This window comes from Pseudomonas sp. LTR0 (assembly GCF_036630035.1).
Lineage (GTDB): Bacteria > Pseudomonadota > Gammaproteobacteria > Pseudomonadales > Pseudomonadaceae > Aquipseudomonas > Aquipseudomonas putida_Y.
Genome location: NZ_CP123734.1, coordinates 3,030,682 through 3,046,029, shown reverse-complemented (window position 1 = coordinate 3,046,029; position 15,348 = coordinate 3,030,682). Strand labels below are relative to the sequence as shown.

15 protein-coding genes and 1 riboswitch are annotated in these 15,348 nt (G+C 64.0%); of the genes, 7 read left to right on the top strand and 8 right to left on the bottom strand.

Annotation, left to right across the window (positions count from 1 at the left end):
• Positions 1–22: 22 nt before the first annotated feature.
• Complete coding sequence (locus tag QCL51_RS14130) at positions 23–349, bottom strand: hypothetical protein (protein ID WP_021785633.1); 327 nt, start codon at positions 347–349, stop codon at positions 23–25.
• A gap of 345 nt (positions 350–694) precedes the next feature.
• Between QCL51_RS14130 and QCL51_RS14125 the strand changes: the two genes are divergently transcribed.
• Together QCL51_RS14125 and QCL51_RS14120 are read left to right on the top strand one after the other, a co-directional pair.
• On the top strand, positions 695–1,105 hold the full coding sequence (locus QCL51_RS14125; RefSeq protein WP_021785632.1) for a RidA family protein: 411 nt from the start codon (positions 695–697) through the stop codon (positions 1,103–1,105).
• A gap of 107 nt (positions 1,106–1,212) precedes the next feature.
• Positions 1,213–2,085, top strand: coding sequence for a DMT family transporter (locus QCL51_RS14120; protein ID WP_101196026.1), 873 nt, complete (start codon positions 1,213–1,215; stop codon positions 2,083–2,085).
• Here the strand turns inward: QCL51_RS14120 and QCL51_RS14115 are convergent.
• From QCL51_RS14115 to QCL51_RS14105, 3 genes are all read right to left on the bottom strand, one after another.
• Complete coding sequence (locus tag QCL51_RS14115) at positions 2,082–2,801, bottom strand: TorF family putative porin (protein ID WP_275967224.1); 720 nt, start codon at positions 2,799–2,801, stop codon at positions 2,082–2,084. The two genes, QCL51_RS14120 and QCL51_RS14115, sit on opposite strands and share 4 nt — an antisense overlap.
• A gap of 81 nt (positions 2,802–2,882) precedes the next feature.
• On the bottom strand, positions 2,883–3,134 hold the full coding sequence (locus QCL51_RS14110; RefSeq protein WP_101196028.1) for a hypothetical protein: 252 nt from the start codon (positions 3,132–3,134) through the stop codon (positions 2,883–2,885).
• 286 nt (positions 3,135–3,420) lie between these two features.
• Positions 3,421–4,275 (bottom strand): LysR family transcriptional regulator, encoded by an 855-nt coding sequence (locus QCL51_RS14105; protein WP_101196029.1) that lies wholly within the window; start codon positions 4,273–4,275, stop codon positions 3,421–3,423.
• Positions 4,276–4,367: 92 nt separating this feature from the next.
• Here QCL51_RS14105 and QCL51_RS14100 point away from each other — a divergent pair, with 92 nt between their 5' ends.
• Positions 4,368–4,796: a multidrug/biocide efflux PACE transporter gene (locus QCL51_RS14100; RefSeq protein WP_021785627.1), complete on the top strand. Its 429-nt coding sequence runs from the start codon at positions 4,368–4,370 to the stop codon at positions 4,794–4,796.
• Between the two features lie 178 nt (positions 4,797–4,974).
• On the opposite strand, the gene QCL51_RS14095 is transcribed toward QCL51_RS14100, so the two are convergent.
• The 4 genes from QCL51_RS14095 to QCL51_RS14080 form a co-directional block, all read right to left on the bottom strand.
• Positions 4,975–5,994, bottom strand: coding sequence for a branched-chain amino acid aminotransferase (locus tag QCL51_RS14095; RefSeq protein WP_003247906.1), 1,020 nt, complete (start codon positions 5,992–5,994; stop codon positions 4,975–4,977).
• Between the two features lie 136 nt (positions 5,995–6,130).
• Positions 6,131–7,708, bottom strand: a complete 1,578-nt coding sequence (locus QCL51_RS14090) for an ATP-binding cassette domain-containing protein (protein ID WP_338443521.1) — start codon at positions 7,706–7,708, stop codon at positions 6,131–6,133.
• Between the two features lie 171 nt (positions 7,709–7,879).
• Positions 7,880–8,242, bottom strand: a complete 363-nt coding sequence (locus QCL51_RS14085) for a hypothetical protein (RefSeq protein WP_274118893.1) — start codon at positions 8,240–8,242, stop codon at positions 7,880–7,882.
• On the bottom strand, positions 8,239–8,391 hold the full coding sequence (locus tag QCL51_RS14080; protein ID WP_021785624.1) for a hypothetical protein: 153 nt from the start codon (positions 8,389–8,391) through the stop codon (positions 8,239–8,241). Before QCL51_RS14080 ends, QCL51_RS14085 begins: the two co-directional genes overlap by 4 nt.
• Positions 8,392–8,491: 100 nt before the next feature.
• A riboswitch (cobalamin riboswitch) is annotated at positions 8,492–8,709 on the top strand.
• A gap of 99 nt (positions 8,710–8,808) precedes the next feature.
• On the opposite strand from QCL51_RS14080, the gene cobW reads away from it, so the two are divergent.
• The 4 genes from cobW to QCL51_RS14060 all read left to right on the top strand — a co-directional run bounded on the left by cobW (position 8,809) and on the right by QCL51_RS14060 (position 15,333).
• Positions 8,809–9,876, top strand: a complete 1,068-nt coding sequence (cobW, locus tag QCL51_RS14075; protein WP_021785623.1) for a cobalamin biosynthesis protein CobW — start codon at positions 8,809–8,811, stop codon at positions 9,874–9,876.
• Between the two features lie 3 nt (positions 9,877–9,879).
• On the top strand, positions 9,880–13,641 hold the full coding sequence (gene cobN, locus QCL51_RS14070; RefSeq protein WP_103444301.1) for a cobaltochelatase subunit CobN: 3,762 nt from the start codon (positions 9,880–9,882) through the stop codon (positions 13,639–13,641).
• A 1-nt stretch (position 13,642) separates the two neighbouring features.
• Positions 13,643–14,665: an AAA family ATPase gene (locus QCL51_RS14065; protein WP_325950804.1), complete on the top strand. Its 1,023-nt coding sequence runs from the start codon at positions 13,643–13,645 to the stop codon at positions 14,663–14,665.
• Positions 14,666–14,742: 77 nt separating this feature from the next.
• Entirely contained in the window at positions 14,743–15,333 is a 591-nt protein-coding gene (locus QCL51_RS14060) for a VWA domain-containing protein (protein WP_103444303.1), read from the top strand.
• Positions 15,334–15,348: the final 15 nt, after the last annotated feature.

Here is a 15,348-nt window from a genome sequence, read left to right as displayed (position 1 = left end):
GGGCGCCTGAGGCCTTCGAGGTTTATTTAGGCAGGATGTCGAAACGTATGGCAGGGCCCAGCCCGTCCACCATCAGGCACCCGTAGAATTTCACGGTAGACAGTACGCGCAATTCCTTGAGCGCGTCATGGATGTAGTCGCGGACCAGCTTTTCAGCTTCACGCTTGCGGTCAGCGAGGCTGGTGCCATTGAGCGTGATCATGCCAAGCAACGTGGTTTCAATGTGCTCGACGGTGTCCAGGCCGAGCTTTTCCCGCAGGTGCAGACGTGCCTGTGCCGCATCGGTTTCATCGCGTGGAGCGTTGTGCGGCTTGATGGTATAGGCCAGCTGAAAATCAAATTTGCTCATCGGTTTTTCCTTGTTGGTTAAAGGCCTCCATGCCGGGCTTTGCACTCTAGGCTCTGTACGGAAAGCCTTGATACTTGTTGATGCTGCGTTGAAAACAGCCTCGGAATGCTCATGTACTCCAGTACAGTCGGGCGCGACCCCGGCCGTTCCTCGGCTGTATTCGCCTTGCCTGACCTGCGTCTCAAGACTTTTCGTACAGAGCCTACGGCCTTACAGCCACCGCGCAAACACACGCGTGGTTCTGACATGACGGTGTTTTGTACGAAATGTCCTACTTGGTGCTTGACCTCGAGTTAGCTTAAGGTCCGATACTCCGGCGCTCTTCCAACCGAGCGAGGGCTTGTCGTGACCCCATCAAACGCATTCCAGCTAAGCAACCCCGAAGGCCTCTACGACCCCAGTGGCAACGCCTACTCCCATGTCGCCGAAGTGCGCGCTGACAGCCGTCTACTGTTCATCGCCGGCCAGGGTGGGGAGGAGAGCAATGGCCGGTTGTCACCTGTGTTCGCCGAACAGGCTCGCCAGGCACTGGCTAACCTGGAACTGGCCCTGGCGTCGAAAGGTGCCAGCCTGGCCCAGGTGTTCAAGCTGACCCTGCTGATTGTCGAGCACTCCGAAGCGCGCCTGGGCCAATGGGTGGCCGAGGCCGACAGGGCCTGGGGAACGCGCATGAAACCGACCTGCACGTTGATACCGGTGCCACGGCTGGCGCTGGACGGCATGCTGGTGGAAATCGAGGCAGTCGCTGCGGTGTAGTGCAGTCAAATCAGTGGTGGCGCCAGGGAATTACTCTGTTGTATATCGATGCAGGCACCATCGGCACTGCTGCTATAACAACAATCCCACTCAGAGGTGACCACACCATGAGCACTGGCACGAGCACGCTTACTGACCGCAAGACCAGAGCCTGGCTTTGGCCTGCGCTGTTCAGCCTGGTGGCATTTGCTGCCAACTCGGTGTTCTGCCGGCTGGCGCTGAAAGACGGGGCCATCGACCCGGTATCCTTCACCATGGTACGCCTGGCCAGTGGTGCGCTCTTTCTGCTGTTGCTGATTCGCCTGCGTAAGCCGGTGCACACCATGGGCGGCAATTGGTGGGGCGGCCTGGCGCTGTTTCTGTACGCGTTCCTGTTTTCTGCGGCGTACCTGCAACTGGGGGCTGGGGTGGGGGCGTTGTTGCTGTTCGGTGCTGTACAAATCACCATGTTCGGCTTTGCCTGGTACCGGGGCGAACACATCACGGTACGCATGCTTCTGGGCATGCTGATCGCCTTTGCCGGCCTGCTGGTGCTGCTGTTGCCCGGTGCTTCGGCACCTTCGTTGGCCAGTGCCTTGCTGATGGCTCTGTCCGGGGTGGCCTGGGGGGTGTATACGCTACTGGGCAAAGGCTCGCCCAGGCCGCTGGCCGACACTGCCGGCAATTTTGCCCGCAGCCTGCCTTGCCTGGTGCTGCTGCTACCGATGCTGTTGCTGGGCGCCGGCCCGCACCTCACGCCGCTTGGCTTGGCGTATGCATTGGCTTCGGGTGTGCTGGCCTCAGGCGCCGGCTACGCCGTGTGGTATGGCGTGGTCAGGCAGGTCAGTGCGCAACAGGCGGCGACCCTGCAGCTCAGCGTGCCGGTGATTGCCGCACTGGGCGGGGTTGTCCTGATCGGCGAGCCGGTGTCGTTGCGCTTGTTGATCGCCTGTGTGGTGGTGTTGGGCGGCATTGCCCTGGCGCTGGCGTCGCGCCGTTAAAAAAAGTTGCGCTGGGCCTTGAGGGTGACCACGCTGTCGCAATAGGTGTTGATACCTGAGTACGCATCGCAGCCGTCGCCACTCAGGCTGGAGTTGCTGTAGATCAGGTTCAGGTCGATGCCCAGCCAAGGCCGCGACAATTCCAGTGACCAATCGGAAAAGGCATTCACCTGGCTACCATCACCAATGGTGAACGGTGTGCCCAGGCGGTGGTGGGCGAGCTTGACGGTGAAGTCGACGTCGAACACCGGCAGATGGCCGAAGTCGGCGAACAGCGTGCCGGTGCGGTTGTCGGGGTTGTCGCGCAGCGCCCCGCCGAAGCGGCTGCCCAGCACCGAAACACCCCCATACAGGGCGTAGCTGTCGGGGCCTGCGATATTTGGCTGACTGTAATGGATCAACCCTACCTCGTAGCCCAGGCTGCTGTCGAAATGGTGCTTGTAGCCCAGGTAACTGTCCAGGCGCAGGGTCGAGTTGTGGGCGACGCCCATGCTGGGGGCGTACTGGCCCAGATACCAGCCATTGGGGTGGCTAAGATCGAGCCCACCATGGAATGCGCCGACGGCGCTGGGTGAGATAAGCCCTTGCGCCATGCTGCGCGAGGGAGTGGTACCGAGTGTAAAGTCGAAATCGCCCAGTTGGCGTTTCATCTGCTGGGCTAGCGATACGGAGCTGAAAAGCAGCGCAGCACTCAGCAACAGAAGGGGCCTGATCATGGTCTCCGTCCTGGAAGGCTTGCGGTTGAGCGGTAGAGGATACCTGCGCAAGTGGAGGGAGGGAACCGCCGGCTAGCCCGTTCAGCCTTTGGTCGAAGGTTCATTGTCGGTGGTTTCGGTCACCACAGGCAGCTTGCCAGCACGCAGGATTACCCGCCGTTGCTGCTCGTAATTGTCCAGCGACAGGCCGCGGCGCTGCAAGGCTTCCAGTTGCAACTGGCGAGTTTCTTCAGCGGTGTACGGGCGCAGCTCAGGGTGGCTGGCACAGCCGCTGATCACGGCGATGGCGAAAACGACAAGGGTGGCGGAAAGCTGGCGGGCCAGGGCATTCATCGGTTAGCTCCAGGGCAGGCTAGTAGGCAGCGAGGGGATGGAGCTAGGTTATGCGGCCACAGCGTTCGGTAGAAATTGCCCTGCTCGATAGTGACTATCGACGGTTCCGAGGAAGCAGATCGGGGTCACCTAGGTACAGGTCTAACTGCTCGACGACGATGCGCCCCAGGCCCTGACGGGCATCGAAGCAATGCGGCGTGCTCGGTACGGGGCGGAAGGAAGGCTTGTCGCTGGGTGTACCGGTTGTTGTGTCTGGGCGCACTTCAAGTTCGGGCGGGCAACACAACTATTGCCCCAACATCTGTCGCACCAGCCATTGCCCGGCCGGCCCCAAGGCACGTCGGCTCGACCAGGCCACATCCATATCCACCCGCCGGGGGTAACCCGCTATCTGCAACTCCACCAGCTCGTGGCCAAACCGTCTTACCAGCGCCCTGGGCAGTTCGGCCCAGCCAAACCCGCGTACGGCGAACTCCAGCAGGGTAAGGTAATCCGGTGCCGACCACGCTTGGCCACGGCCGTGGTGCAGGCTGGGGGCATAGGTCTTGATATACAGCTGTCGTGCGTTCTCCAGATGCTGTGCCTTTACTTGCGGCAGGCTTGCCAGCGGATGCTCGCTGGCGACATATACGCCGAACTCTGCCTGCTCCGGCAAGCGCGCCACGGCCACGTCGGCGGGGTAGCCGGGCTGTGTGGCAAGGATGCCGACATGGGCCAGGCCCTGCTGGATCATCTCGATCACATCAGCGTCTTCCGCCGGGCCGCAGCGTAGCTCGGTATGGGGGTAGTGCTGGGCGAAACGAGTCATCACCGCCCCCTGGAACGTTACGCTGTAGCTGTCCGACATCACCACAGATACCAGCGCCTCGACATTTTGCGCCAGTCGCACTGCCAGCGCATCGAGCTGGGCGCTGGCATCGAGAATTGCTTCGACATGGCTCAGCACTTGCCTGCCCGCTTCATTGAGCGTGGGGTGGCGGCCATTGCGGTCAAACAGCGAGCAGCCGATATCGGCCTCGAAATTGGCGATGGCGATGCTGACGGTAGACTGGCTTTTGCGCAGCTTGCGCGCCGCCGCAGAAAACGAACCTAGTGATGCGGCTTCGGTAAAGGCGACCAGAGCTTCGGGAGAGTAACGCATGGTATTGATAAAACCGATGGTAGCTATGTCGCGAGTATCAGTTCTATCAAAGAGAATGGGAAGCACGACTCACGCAATGGATGGAATTTGCAATGAAAAACGTGTCTTTCACCGAACGCCTGGTCCACGCGGTTGGCTATGAAGTTTTCGCGGTACTGCTGTGTGCGCCGCTGCTGTCCTGGATCATGGGCAGGTCATTGGCAACGGCGGGCGCGCTGGCGGTGACCCTGTCGGTAATCGCCATGTTGTGGAACATGGCCTACAACGCACTGGTCGATCGCTGGGTGCAAACCGAACGCATCAACTGGAAGGCCAGTATGCGTTTCGTGCACGGTCTTGGCTTCGAAGCCGGTCTGGTGGTGTGGTGCCTGCCGGTGGCGGCTTGGATGCTGGAGATTTCGCTGCTGCAGGCGTTCATGGTGGAGCTGGGCTTCTTCGTGATCATCCTGCCCTACACCGTGGTGTACAACTGGGCGTTCGACAAAGCCCGGCACCTGCTGGTGCAGCGGCACCTGGCATGATTCTGCAACCCTGCGCGGTTCACTGATCGGGGGCACAGGTCGGTGGTTGGGCGCAGCCGGTGCCATGCCCCGCGCCGTCTGCTTTGCGGGTAAAAACCGCTCGAGGTGACCGTATAAACCCAAGAAAAACGGGGCATGCCATTACTGGCATGCCCCGTTTTCATACAGCTGATGCGCCTCAGGCGACCTTGACGATCCAGCCTGCCGGTGCCTCTACATCGCCGCTCTGGATACCGGTCAGCTCGTTGTAGAGCTTCTGGGTAACCGGGCCGACCTTTTCCAGGTCGTGGAACACGTGCAGCTTGCCGTTGTACTCGATGCCGCCGATTGGGGTGATCACGGCTGCGGTACCGCAGGCACCGGCTTCGACGAAGCGGTCCAGCTTGCTGATCTCGACATCGCCTTCGATCACGGTCAGGCCCAGGCGCGATTGCGCCAGTTCCATCAGCGAGAGGCGAGTGATGCCTGGCAGTACCGAGGCCGATTTCGGGGTAACGAACTCGTTGTTGGCGGTGATGCCGAAGAAGTTGGCCGAGCCGACTTCCTCGATCTTGGTGTGGGTCAGCGGGTCAAGGTAGATGGCATCGGCGAAGTTGGCCTTCTTCGCTTCAGCGCCCGGCTGCAGGCTGGCAGCGTAGTTGCCACCGACCTTGGCTGCGCCGGTGCCCTGCGGGGCAGCACGGTCGAAGCTGGAAATCTGGAAGTTGTGCGGCTTCATGCCGCCCTTGAAGTACGAACCAACCGGGATGGCGAACACCGAGAAGATGAACTCGGGGGCGGTGCGCACGCCAATGTTGTCGCCGGTGCCGATCACGAACGGGCGCAGGTACAGGGCGCCTTTGCCGTGCGGTGGCACGAACTTTTCGTTGGCCTTGACCACTTGCTTGCACGCTTCGATGAACACATCGGTCGGTACGTGCGGCATCAGCAGGCGTGCGCAGCTGCGCTGCATGCGGGCGGCGTTCTGGTCCGGGCGGAACAGGTTGATCGAGCCGTCCTTGCAACGGTAGGCCTTCAGGCCTTCGAAGCACTGCTGGCCGTAGTGCAGGGCCGTGGAGCCTTCACTGATGTGCAGTACGTTGTCTTCGGTCAGGGTGCCCTTGTCCCACTCGCCATTGCGCCATACGGACAGGTAGCGTTTGTCGGTCTTGATGTAGTCGAAACCCAGCTTGTCCCAATTAATGCTTTCGTTGCTCATGACACCCTCATTGTCTTGCAAGTGCCCGATCGCTCGGGCTGCTGTTATATGCGCACCATGCCACCTTAAACCATCCTTGGCGGATCGGGAACGGCCAGTCACGAATTGATAGGCTGCGATGCTTTTTTTTCGGTTTCTACAACCGCAAGTACTCATCCAGCGCCAGGTTTTCCAGCAATACCGCATCATGGGACGCCACTATCAGCGCCCCGCGAAACTGCCCAAGCATGTGTTCCAGGGCTGTCAGCGATGGCAGGTCCAGGTGGTTGCCGGGTTCGTCCAACAGCAACAGGTCGAGCGGCCGTTCGCGGTACAGCACGGCGGCCAGCGCCGCCTTCATACGCTCGCCGCCGCTAAGCAGGCCACTGGGCAGTTCGATACGGGGCGCATCCAGGCCCAGTTGCGCCAGGCGGCTGCGCAATTTTCCCTGGGCCAGCGTCGGGTTGGCTTGGCGTAGGTGTTCGAGCACGCTACGGTTGCCTGGCAGGGTGCTGCAGTGCTGGTCGAGCAGGGCGGTCTCACCACTTAGGCGCACGTTGTCGGGCGATGCCGGCAATTCCCCATTCAGCAGCCTGAGCAGGGTGGACTTGCCACTGCCATTGGCGCCGATCAGCCCTACGCGCTGGCCCAGGCACAAGCGCAGGTCAAGCGCTTCACGGGTGCCATGGGGCAAGCAAAGTGCCTGCACGGCCAACACTTCACGGCCCGGATGACGCTGAGGGGTGGGCGTGTGCAAGGTAATAGCGCTGTCTCGCTCCACCTCGCGGGCGGCGTCACGCACTTTGCCCAATAGCGTTTGCCGAGCATCGCGATGGTCGCGGCGCTGCTTGCCGGCAGTGGCCTGGCTGCGCTCCTGCTTGCGGTCGACCAGGATCTTGGCCTGGTTGGCGTGCTTGGCTTGGCGCCCGGCCCGGGCCTGATGGCGCTCCAGGTCTTCGCGTTGGCGCTGCAGTTCACGGGCCTGTCGTTGCTGCGCCTGCTTCAGCCGGGCAAGTTGCTGCTGTGCCTGCGCCGTCTGGTTGGTTTTTTGCGCACTATAGAGGCTGTAGTTGCCACCATAGGCCTGCAAGCCCAGGCTGGATAGTTCGACAATGCGTGCCATGTGCGCCAGCAGGCTGCGGTCATGGCTGATCACCAGCAAGCCACGGTCCCAGGCTTCGATCATGCTCAGCAACTGGGCGCGGGCGTTGCTGTCCAGGTGATTGCTTGGCTCGTCGAGGATCAGGTAATCAGCATCGCTGAGCCACGCGCCAATCAGTGCCACGCGCATGGCTTGGCCACCGCTCAGGGTCCGAGCGGGCTGGCGCCAGTCAAGTTGACCCAGGCCGTGGCCCTGAAGCTGCAGCTGCAATTGCTCGCGCATATCCCAGCGCTCGCCAACGGTGTCGAAATCCTGGGGCTCGATGCTGCCTTGCTCGATGCGCTCCAGCGCCGCAATCACCGGCCCCACTTGAGCCAGGTCGGCCAGCGTGGCGCTGCGCTCGATGACTTGCTGATCCAGCAAGTGGACAGGCCCGAGGCGCCGACAATGGCCGCTGCTCGGTTCACGCTGGCCGGCAAGAATCTGCCCTAGCAGGCTTTTGCCCACGCCATTGCGCCCGACCAGGCCGGTGCGGCGTTGGTCGAAGGTTTCGTTGAGGTTGCTAAACAGCGGCCTGCCATCAGGCAAGGCCAAGGAAACGCTGTCCAGCGTCAGAATCGACGTGTTCGTCATGTACAACTCCACAAATGCCGCGACATCTCCGGAACGAACCGGAGGCTGAAGACTGGCCGTCGAACGGACGGCGGCATCAATGGCGCATTGGACGAACACCTCGTAATTTAGGGAAAGCGTAGCCTAACGGACCGTTTGGGGCCGGGTAAAGCACCGGCTGCCGGTTGGGGCTCAGCGCTGCGTCTGCAAGCGCTTGGCCCAGTCTCCGCCGTGGCCGTGCGCGCAGGCTTCTTCACTGTCGAATCGCACATGCCAGGCCGGATGGTCCAGCTCAATGCCGGCTTGCTCCAGCGCCAGAGCGGTAAGTGCCAGCATGCGCGCCTTCGCATCACCGACCACGGCCGCTGCCTTGTCGGCCTCTTGCTCGAATACCCAGGTGATACGCAGGCTGCTCGGAAAATCCTCGGGGTCGAGGCGATGGGTAAGCCAACTGAAGCCGACAATCTCCGCCTTGGCGGCTTCGCAGGCATCGGTCAGGCACGCGACCAACTCCCGCTCCAGGCGACTTATCTCGCGTTTGCCCAATGCCTTCATGGGTTGGCCTCGTCATCGATCTGCTGGCAAAAGCGCAGGCGGTTGCCGAACGGGTCTTGCCCCTGCATCTGCAGAAAATCCAGGTAAAAAGCCTTGGCCTTGTCGGCGGAGAACATGCGCAATACCGGTAGGGCGGGGGCGAGGGGCATGGGGCGTCCTTGTCCGTTGAAAAAGTGCCACTGTAGCGCAGTTGCTGCCCTTATGGTCGACCAGCCGGCAGCAATGGTTGACCACCCGCCAGCCACTGCGTAGCCTTGCCCACTTCGAGGTTCTTCGGCATGGCCGGAGCTAAGACGGGAACGCGGTACAAGCCGCGGCTGCCCCCGCAACTGTAAGCACCGACAACGGATCGACACAGCCACTGCGTCAGCGCGCGGGAAGGCGTCATCCCGCCAGCCCGCTGTTCAACTGAACGGGGGCATGGAACGGTGCAAGCCAGGAGACCTGCCTCGTCACGTTTTCGACTTTCAACCGGGCGGGGTGATCCGGTGGCGAACAAGCCCGGCCGGTCTGGCCCGCGGCTGTCGTCCTGCATGCCCGCGCCACACTGCCAAGGGCAATGCGACATGAAAACACTGGCCAAGCTCCCCGTCACCATCGTCACCGGCTTCCTCGGCTCGGGCAAGACCACCTTGCTGCGCCACATGCTCGACAACGCCCAGGGCCGCCGCATTGCGGTCATCGTCAACGAGTTCGGCGAACTGGGCATCGATGGCGAAATCCTCAAGCAGTGCAGCATCGGTTGCACCGAGGAAGAAGCCAGCGGCCGCGTCTACGAACTGGCCAACGGTTGCCTGTGCTGCACCGTGCAGGAAGAATTCTTCCCGGTGATGCGCGAGCTGGTGGCACGCCGTGGCGACCTCGACCACATTCTCATCGAAACCAGCGGCCTGGCCCTGCCCAAACCCCTGGTACAAGCGTTCCAGTGGCCGGAAATCCGCAATGCCTGCACCGTCGATGCGGTCATCACCGTGGTCGACAGCCCGGCCGTGGCCGCTGGCACCTTTGCCGCCTACCCGGACCAGGTCGATGCCCAGCGCAAGCTCGACCCTAACCTGGATCATGAATCGCCCCTGCACGAGCTGTTCGCTGACCAGCTGGCCAGCGCCGACCTGGTGGTGTTGAACAAGGCCGACCTGATCGACGCCGAAGGCCTGGCCAAGGTGCGTGCCGAGGTTGCCGAAGAACTGCCGCCGGCGGTGAAAGTGATCGAGGCCAGCAGCGGCAAGCTGCCACTGGACGTGCTGCTGGGCGTGGGTGCCGAGTCCGAGTCACATATCGATGGCCGTCGAACTCACCACGATTCCCACCACGACGGCGACGATCATGACGATCATGACCACGACGCTTTCGATTCCATCTCCATCGACCTGCCTGAAGCCGACGAAAGCCTGCTGCTCGATGCGCTGACCCAGCTGGTGGTGGAGTTCGGTATCCTGCGCGCCAAAGGCTTCGCCGCCATCCCGGGCAAGCCGATGCGCCTGCTGGTACAAGGCGTGGGTACCCGTTTCGACAAGCACTTCGACCGCGCCTGGCGCGCCGACGAGCCGCGCATTACCCGCCTGGTGCTGATCGGCCAGGACCTCGATGCTGCCCAGCTGGAAGCGCGCCTGCGCCAGGCACTGGGCGCCTGACCCATGCACCTGCTGCGGACCCAGCCCGGTGGTTTCGTACCGGATGACAGCATTGCCGACCTCGGCCAGACACCCGCCGAGCTGGTGATTCTCTGCAGCGGCGATTCGCACCTGGCATTGCTCGCCGACACCGCCGAGCAATTGCCCGAAGACTTTCCCAGCCTGCGCCTGGCCAACCCGATGCAGGTGCAGAACCATGCATCGGTCGACCTGTATGTCGACCAGGTGCTGCGCCATGCCAAGGTCATCCTGGTGTCGCTGCACGGTGGCGTTGGTTACTGGCGCTATGGTGTCGAACAACTGGTCGAGCTGGCCGCCCGTGGCGTGCAGCTGATTCTGGTGCCGGGCGACGACCGCCCAGACCCGGAGCTGACCAGCCTGGGCAACGTCCGCGGTGAGCAGGCCGAGCGGCTTTGGCATTACCTGCGCCAGGGCGGCAAGGCCAACGCCATCAACCTGTTCAACTGCCTGGCCAGCCAGTGGCTGGGCCGCGACTATGCCTGGGACGAACCGCAGCCTTTGCCGCGCACGGCGGTCTATCACCCGGCCAACGGCAGCGCGACACTCGAGGACTGGTACCCGCACTGGCACCCCGAACAGCCGGTGGCGCCGTTACTGTTCTACCGCTCGCACCTGCAAGCGGCCAATACCGCCTTCATCGACGTGTTCTGCCAGCGCCTGCAGGCTGCCGGCCTGAACCCGTTGCCGATCGCCGTGGCCAGCCTCAAGGAAAGCGCCTGCCTGGAACAGGTCGAAGCCTGGCTGGACGAGGTCGGCGCCGAAGTGCTGATCAATACCACCGGTTTTGCCCTGTCCAGCCCCGAGCGCCCCAACCTGCGCCCGTTCCGTCGCGACATCCCGGTGCTGCAGGCCATCTGCGCGCAGGACAACCAGCCTGGCTGGGAAGCCAGCGAGCAGGGCCTGGGCGCGCGCGACCTGGCCATGCACATTGCGTTGCCGGAGCTGGACGGGCGCATCATCACGCGCCCGGTCAGTTTCAAGGACATGGCCTGGCGCAGCGAGCGCAGCCAGTCCGACGTTGTCTGCTACCGCGCCCACCCCGAGCGCATGGACTTTGTCGCCGAATTGGCCCGCCGCTGGGTCGAGCTGGCCCGCCTGCCCAATGCCCAGAAGCGTGTAGCCCTGGTGCTGGCCAACTACCCGACCCGGGATGGTCGCATTGGTAATGGTGTCGGTCTGGACACGCCCGCCGCCGCACTCAACATCCTCAAGGCGCTGCAGGCCGAAGGCTATCCGCTGGCCGAACTGCCGGGCAGCGGTACGCAACTGATCCACCAGTTGCTCGGTGGCGTGACCAACGACCTCGACCACCTCGACCAGCGCCCCTGTGCCCAGAGCCTGAGCCTGGCCGATTACCAGGTGGCCTTCGAGCGCCTGCCGCAGGCCAACCGCCAGGCAGTGCTGGAACGCTGGGGGCCGCCCGAACAGGACCCGATGTACCGCAGCGGCCGGTTGATGGTTGCCGGCCTGCGCTTTGGCTTGACCTTCGTTGGTATCCAGCCGGCGCGGGGCTACCAGGTGGACCCTAGCGCGGTGTATCACGACCCTGACCTGGTGCCACCGCACGGCTACCTGGCGTTTCACTTCTGGCTGCGTCACGCATTTGCCGCCGATGCGGTGATCCACGTCGGCAAGCACGGCAACCTCGAATGGTTGCCCGGCAAAGGCGTCGGGCTATCGGCGCAGTGCTGGCCGGACGCGCTGCTTGGCCCGCTGCCGAACATCTACCCGTTCATCGTCAACGACCCGGGCGAGGGCGCCCAGGCCAAGCGCCGTACCCAGGCGGTGATCATCGACCACCTGATGCCGCCGCTGACCCGTGCTGAAACCTATGGCCCGCTGCGCCACCTGGAACAACTGGCCGACGAATTCTACGAAGCGCAGTTGCTCGACCCTCGGCGTGCCCGCGAGTTGCAGCGTGACATCCTCGAGCTGGTCAAGGCCAACCACATTGACCGTGAGTTGCAACTGGAAGGGCAACTGGACGATGCGGCGCTTTGGCTGCCGCGCCTGGATACCTACCTGTGCGACCTGAAGGAGTCGCAAATTCGCGATGGCCTGCACGTGTTTGGTCAGTCACCAGAAGGGCGGCTGCGCCTGGATACGCTGCTGGCGTTGTTGCGGGTCGAGCGTGGCGACGGCCGTGGCGGTAATGCCAGCCTGCTGCGGGCTTTGGCCAAAGCACTGGTGCCGGGCTGGGACCCGCTCGATTGCGACCTTGGGCAGCCGTGGCAGGGCATACGCCCCGAACAGCTGCAGGCCATGAGCAATGAACCTTGGCGCACCTGTGGCGACACCCGCGAGCGCCTTGAGCTGCTGGCACTGCAGGTGATCGGGCAGGCGCTGGAAGGCACGGCACAGTTACCCGACCTGAGTGAGTGGCAACCGGTGCACGCTGTCGTGCAGGCCCTGTGTGAGGCGGTCGCACCCAGCCTGGACGCCTGCGGCACGGCTGAAATGCATGGCCTGCTGGCGGCACTGGCCGGGCGCTTCGTGCCCGCCGGCCCCAGTGGTGCGCCAAGCCGAGGGCGCCTTGATGTGCTGCCCACCGGCCGCAACTTCTATACCGTGGACGTGCGCAACCTGCCCACCACCACGGCCTGGCGCCTGGGCTTCGCCTCGGCCAGCCTGATCCTCGAACGCCATCTGCAGGACCACGGCGACCACTTGCGTCAGCTCGGTCTGTCGGTATGGGGCACGGCGACCATGCGCACCGGTGGCGACGACATCGCGCAAGCCATGGCGCTGATGGGCGTGCGGCCTGTCTGGGCCACCGGCAGCCAGCGCGTGGACGACTTCGAAATCTTGCCGTTGAGCCTGCTCGACCGCCCGCGGGTGGACGTGACCTTGCGCGTTTCTGGCTTCTTCCGTGATGCCTTCGGCAACCTGATCCGCCTGTTCGACGCCGCCGTGCAGGCAGTGGCCGCGCTGGACGAACCTGACGACCTCAACCCCTTGGCTGCCCGCGTGCGCAGCGAACGGGCAGCGCTGCAGGCTCGAGGCGTGGATGCCGAGCAGGCCGCGCGTCAGGCAGGCTGGCGGGTGTTCGGTGCCAAACCTGGCGCTTACGGTGCCGGGGTGCAGAACGCCATCGATGGGCGCTTGTGGCACAGTCGCGACGACCTGGCTGAGGTCTACCTCAACCACGGCGGCTATGCCTACGGTGGCAGCGACGACGGAACCCCGGCCCGCGCCCAGTTCGCCCAGCGCCTGGCCAAGGTGCAGGCGGTGCTGCAGAACCAGGATAACCACGAGCACGACCTGCTCGATTCCAACGATTACTACCAGTTCCAGGGCGGCATGCTGGCGGCCTCGGAAACCCTGTCCGGGGCGGTGGTGGCCAGCTACCATGGCGACCACAGCCAGGCCGACCGACCGCGCATCCGTACCCTCAAGGAAGAGCTGAACCGGGTGATCCGTGCCCGTGCGCTCAACCCCAAGTGGATCGACGGGGTCAAGCGTCACGGCTACAAGGGTGCCTTCGAGATGGCAGCGACAGTCGACAACCTGTTCGCCTTCGACGCCACCACGCACCTGATCGACGATCATCATTACCAGGGGCTGGCCGATGCCTACGTGCTCGACCCGGCGACCCGCGATTTCATGCGCGAGCACAACCCCGAGGCCTTGCGCGACCTCACCGAGCGCCTGCTGGAGGCCCAGCAGCGCGGCTTGTGGCAGGCGCCGGGCGACTACCGCGAAGCCCTTGAGGAACAATTGCTCGACGGCGAGGAACAGGCTTGAAATGAGTGAACCCGTACAATTTCCGCTGGCGGCCGTGGTCGGTGCAGACGACCTCAAGCTGGCGCTGTGCCTGACCGCCATCGACCCCAGGATCGGTGGTGTGCTGATCGAAGGGCCGCGTGGCATGGCCAAGAGCACCCTGGCCCGTGGCCTGGCCGACCTGCTTGGCGAAGGCCCGTTCGTCACCTTGCCATTGGGCGCCAGTGAAGAGCGGTTGGTCGGCACCCTCGACCTGGATGCCGCGCTGGGGCAGGGCAAGGCGCAGTTTTCTCCGGGCGTGCTGGCCCAGGCCGACGGCGGTGTGCTGTATGTCGATGAGGTCAACCTGCTGCCCGACACCTTGGTCGATCTGTTGCTTGACGTGGCTGCCAGCGGCACAAACCGCGTCGAGCGTGACGGTATCTCGCACCGGCACAGCGCCCGCTTTGTACTGATCGGCACCATGAACCCGGAAGAAGGCGAACTGCGCCCGCAGTTGCTCGACCGTTTCGGATTGAACGTGGCGCTGGAGGGCTTGCCGGAGCCCGAGGCCCGGCAGCAGATCATTCGCCGCCGTCTGGCCTTCGACAGTGACCCTCAGGCGTTCTGCGCACACTGGGCCCAGGCCCAGGCGCAACTGCGCGAGCGCTGCCAGGCGGCGCGCCAGACCTTGGCCGACATTGCCCTGGATGACCAGGCGCTGGCCTGGATTACCGAGCGCTGCTACGCCGCCGGCGTGGACGGCCTGCGCGCCGACCTGGTGTGGCTGCGCGCTGCGCGCGCCCACTGTGCGTGGCGTGGGGCTGCAGCTATCGAAGAAGTGGATGTCGAGGCGGTGGCCGAGTTCGCCTTGCGCCATCGCCGCCGTATGACGCCTCAGGCCAACCCGCCGTCGGCGCCACCGCCGCCTGAGCAGCAGCTCCGTCATCAGAGTGCCGACAACCCTGGCGAACAGGGCGGGCAGGGCGACTGGGGGGCATTGCCGGCACAGCCGGTGGCCAGCGGCGCCCGCCGCGAGGTGCCGAACTGGGCAAAAAAGCCCTGAGCATCCCCCAGCCACCAGCCAGGGGGGCGGATGCCAGAGCGGGCAAAGGCAAGCAGAACGGTACCCGCCGTGGCCCCGTGCGTCATGCGGCGGCTGGCCGGGTGGCCTGGCTGCCGACCTTGCTCAAAGGGCGGCCACGTCTGCGAGAGGACCTGTGCTGGCAGCAGCGCAAGGGCAGGCCTGCAGAGTTGTGGCTGGTGATCGTCGACGCCTCGGCTTCAACCCGGCGTCATCAGGCGTTGGCGCAGACCAAAGGGCTGCTGGCGGCATTGTTCGACCAGGCCTATCGCCAGCGCGCCCGCCTGGCCCTGCTGACTGCCAGCGGGCGCACGCCACAGTGGCAGCGCCACGGGCTGAAGGCATCCGCCGCCTTGCAACCCTGGCTGCAGGCCTTGGGGGCAGGTGGGGGCACGCCGCTGTTGGCCGCACTGGAGCAGGCGCGGCACTGGCTACAGGCGCGGCAGCGAGCGCATCCGCAAGAGGCCTTGCGTTGCCTGGTGTTCACCGACGGTCGCCTGCAGCACTGCAATGCCGTGCAACCGATGCCGTGCGCCACGTTGTTGGTCGATATGGAGCTGGCGCCAGTGCGCCTGGGGCGCGCGCAGCGTCTGGCAGAACAATTGCACGCCGATTACCAGCATTTGCAACAATTCAAGGTGGTGGATTGAAAGGGCGGTTTGCGA

What these genes read in the sequence shown, in the direction of transcription:
- QCL51_RS14120 (WP_101196026.1), top strand. Translation starts at nt 1,213, where the DNA reads ATGAGCACTGGCACGAGCACGCTTACTGACCGCAAGACCAGAGCCTGG.
- QCL51_RS14105 (WP_101196029.1), bottom strand. Translation starts at nt 4,275, where the DNA reads ATGCGTTACTCTCCCGAAGCTCTGGTCGCCTTTACCGAAGCCGCATCA.
- QCL51_RS14130 (WP_021785633.1), bottom strand. Translation starts at nt 349, where the DNA reads ATGAGCAAATTTGATTTTCAGCTGGCCTATACCATCAAGCCGCACAAC.
- QCL51_RS14110 (WP_101196028.1), bottom strand. Translation starts at nt 3,134, where the DNA reads ATGAATGCCCTGGCCCGCCAGCTTTCCGCCACCCTTGTCGTTTTCGCC.
- QCL51_RS14115 (WP_275967224.1), bottom strand. Translation starts at nt 2,801, where the DNA reads ATGATCAGGCCCCTTCTGTTGCTGAGTGCTGCGCTGCTTTTCAGCTCC.
- cobW (WP_021785623.1), top strand. Translation starts at nt 8,809, where the DNA reads ATGAAAACACTGGCCAAGCTCCCCGTCACCATCGTCACCGGCTTCCTC.
- QCL51_RS14090 (WP_338443521.1), bottom strand. Translation starts at nt 7,708, where the DNA reads ATGACGAACACGTCGATTCTGACGCTGGACAGCGTTTCCTTGGCCTTG.
- QCL51_RS14100 (WP_021785627.1), top strand. Translation starts at nt 4,368, where the DNA reads ATGAAAAACGTGTCTTTCACCGAACGCCTGGTCCACGCGGTTGGCTAT.
- QCL51_RS14085 (WP_274118893.1), bottom strand. Translation starts at nt 8,242, where the DNA reads ATGAAGGCATTGGGCAAACGCGAGATAAGTCGCCTGGAGCGGGAGTTG.
- QCL51_RS14065 (WP_325950804.1), top strand. Translation starts at nt 13,643, where the DNA reads ATGAGTGAACCCGTACAATTTCCGCTGGCGGCCGTGGTCGGTGCAGAC.
- QCL51_RS14080 (WP_021785624.1), bottom strand. Translation starts at nt 8,391, where the DNA reads ATGCCCCTCGCCCCCGCCCTACCGGTATTGCGCATGTTCTCCGCCGAC.
- QCL51_RS14095 (WP_003247906.1), bottom strand. Translation starts at nt 5,994, where the DNA reads ATGAGCAACGAAAGCATTAATTGGGACAAGCTGGGTTTCGACTACATC.
- cobN (WP_103444301.1), top strand. Translation starts at nt 9,880, where the DNA reads ATGCACCTGCTGCGGACCCAGCCCGGTGGTTTCGTACCGGATGACAGC.